We start from the raw sequence: 2,484 nt of genomic DNA on the forward strand, positions 1-2,484 counted from the left end.
GATGGTCTGTGCGTTAGGCGACGAGAGGGGCGTTGGGTTCATTCTTTTTGCCTGGGACAAGCGGACGCGGTGATACCCGGTTGCAAAATAGATGTCTGGTCGCCGCTGCGCCCTATATCCTCTGCGCCACACGTTTGGGCTGGAACAGGGACAGGGCAATGGCATTCAGGGTGATGGTCGTCGGTGGTTACGGCAATTTCGGCAGTATCGTTTGTCGGCATCTGGCGCAGATGCCAGAGATTGAACTGCTGCTGTCGGGCCGCGATGCGCACAAGTTGCAGCGCAAGGTTGACGAGCTGCAAACGCAGTCGGGCCGAGCTTGCGAAGGGTGGTGCGGTGATGCGACAGGCGCGGATTTTCAAGCGGCGCTGCGCGAGCTGAATATCCAGTTAGTGGTGCACACTGGCGGGCCGTTTCAGGGGCAATCCTACGCAGTTGCTGAAAGCTGCATCAGCGCCGGGGTCAATTACTGCGATCTGGCTGACTGCCGCACCTTCGTCAACGGCATTGATGTGCTCGACGCCCGCGCCAGGGAGGCTGGTGTGGCCGTGCTCAGCGGTTGCAGTTCGGTGCCGACCTTGTCTTCGGCGATCATCGATCAGCAGCGCTCACGCTTTGCGCGAATCGACTCGATCGAGCATGGCATTTCTTCCTCGGCAAAAATGCCGGGGCTGTCCACGGTCGAAGGCGTGCTCGCTTATGCCGGCAAGCCGATCAGGCAGTTACAGAATGGCCAGGTTCACGAAGTATTGGGCTGGCTCGACCTGACCCTGCGCAGCATGCCGCAACTGGGCACGCGGGTGCTGGCCAATGTCGATGTGCCGGACATGGATATTTTCGCGCGTCGCTATGGCGCGCATACCCTGCGCTTCAAGGCCGGCGCCGGCCTGAAACTCGGCGGTGTCGCCAACGCCTTGCTGGCGCAAGCCTTGCGCTTCGGTCTGGTGCGCGATCAAGTGCGCTGGGCAGCGCGCCTGCACCGACTGGGCACGTGGTTCGAACGTTTCGGTGATGGCAAAAGCGCGATGTACATCGATGTTCGCGGCATTGCTGTCGATGGCCAGCCGCTGAGCATGACCGCGCAACTCACCGCGCTGAATGACAAAGGCCCGGAAATCCCCAGCTGCGCCGCCGTCGCCCTCGCCAGCAAAATGGCCCGGGGTTACACGCCGCAATCTGGCGCGCGGCCGTGCGTGGGCGAAATCAGCGTTGAGGAATACCTGGCGGCGATCAACGATCCCGCCAACCTGAGCCTGTCGGTTCAGTTCGCCGAAGGACAGCGTTGAGATGCTCTATCTCTGCCTGAAGTACCTGCATGTCATAGCGGCGATTTTCCTCTTTGGTTTTGGCATGGGCTCCTACCTCTACCTGATCGCCGCCAGCCGCAGCGGCAACCCGCAAGTGATCGCCCATGTCGCACGGACGGTGGTGCGCTTTGATACCTGGATCACCACGCCGGCCGGGTTTGTCCAGGTCATTACCGGGTATCTGCTGATGCGGCTTTCCGGGCTGTCGATGAGCACCGAGTGGCTGCTGACTGCGGTGATCATTTTCTTCTGTGTGGGCGCGTTGTGGCTGCCGGTGCTGGTGTTGCAAAAGCGTTTGCAGAGCATGGCGCTGAGCGCAGGCGAGGGTGGCCTTGCTCTGGATGATCGCTATGCGAGCACTTACCGCTGGTGGTTCTGGATGGGCGTCGCCGGGTTTGCCGGAATGTCTGTCATCGTGCTGATGATGGTGACGAAGATGACGCCGCTGCAACTGATCGGGTCAGCCGTGGGCCTTTAGAAAACGGCTTTCATGATCCGCTGTCGGGAGCAGGCAAGTGTCGTACTTGCCGAACAGCCGATAGCGATTCAGCGCGATGCGATCGTAAGCCCAGTCGCGCAGACGACGCGGGAAGATGCGCAGCAGTTTCAGCGGCTGCCAGCGCATTGGCAGTTGCCCGACCACTTCCAGGAATGCATCTGATCGCTCCCAATAATTGCGGTCGCGAATCACCGCCATGGTGTCGAACTCGTCCAGCGGCAAACCGGCCCACGCCAGCAAGGCCTGGCCCTCGGGAGATTGCACGGTCGCCAGCCGCACACGGCGCTGACGGTCATACCGAATCAGAAACCGCGCCCAGCCGTTGCACAGTTTGCACACGCCGTCGAACAGCACCACGATTTCGCCGGGCTTGAGCAATGGCGCGGAGGTGGGGCGGGTTTTCATGGCAGGCATCGGCGGATGTCCTTGGCGGCGGGTGTCGCGATCATAACCTCGATCATCGGACTATAAGAGTGGATCGCGCCGGTATTGCCCCGGCGATATTCCGTGCACGCGGCGGAATGCAGCGCCAAACGCCGCGTCGGACAGATAGCCCAGTGACGCGGCGACAGTGGCCACAGTGTCCCGACCATTGCGCAAGCGGAACGCGGCCACGCGCATCCGCCAGCGCGTGGCGTACTCGACCGGCGCTACACCCATGCAAGTTTTGAATAACGC

General features: G+C 61.6%; 4 protein-coding genes. 2 read left to right on the forward strand and 2 right to left on the reverse strand.

Annotated elements, in window-relative coordinates; translation table 11 throughout:
• The first annotated feature begins 158 nt into the window (after positions 1 to 158).
• Together D6877_RS12635 and D6877_RS12640 are read left to right on the forward strand one after the other, a co-directional pair.
• Complete coding sequence (locus D6877_RS12635; protein ID WP_130910995.1) at positions 159 to 1,286, forward strand: saccharopine dehydrogenase NADP-binding domain-containing protein; 1,128 nt, start codon at positions 159 to 161, stop codon at positions 1,284 to 1,286.
• 1 nt (position 1,287) lies between these two features.
• On the forward strand, positions 1,288 to 1,785 hold the full coding sequence (locus D6877_RS12640) for a DUF2269 domain-containing protein (protein ID WP_130910996.1): 498 nt from the start codon (positions 1,288 to 1,290) through the stop codon (positions 1,783 to 1,785).
• Here D6877_RS12640 and D6877_RS12645 read toward each other — a convergent pair.
• Positions 1,768 to 2,220, reverse strand: a complete 453-nt coding sequence (locus D6877_RS12645; RefSeq protein ID WP_130910997.1) for a thiol-disulfide oxidoreductase DCC family protein — start codon at positions 2,218 to 2,220, stop codon at positions 1,768 to 1,770. The genes D6877_RS12640 and D6877_RS12645 overlap by 18 nt on opposite strands.
• A 51-nt stretch (positions 2,221 to 2,271) precedes the next feature.
• Positions 2,272 to 2,484: AraC family transcriptional regulator (locus tag D6877_RS12650; RefSeq protein WP_130911030.1), on the reverse strand; the 213-nt coding region annotated here is incomplete at its 5' end.

This window comes from Pseudomonas sp. Sample_9 (assembly GCF_004307535.1).
Lineage (GTDB): Bacteria > Pseudomonadota > Gammaproteobacteria > Pseudomonadales > Pseudomonadaceae > Aquipseudomonas > Aquipseudomonas mercuritolerans.

Excerpts from the sequence above, each read along its gene's own strand:
- D6877_RS12635 (WP_130910995.1), top strand. The coding sequence starts at position 159 with ATGGCATTCAGGGTGATGGTCGTCGGTGGTTACGGCAATTTCGGCAGT.
- D6877_RS12640 (WP_130910996.1), top strand. The coding sequence starts at position 1,288 with ATGCTCTATCTCTGCCTGAAGTACCTGCATGTCATAGCGGCGATTTTC.
- D6877_RS12645 (WP_130910997.1), bottom strand. The coding sequence starts at position 2,220 with ATGCCTGCCATGAAAACCCGCCCCACCTCCGCGCCATTGCTCAAGCCC.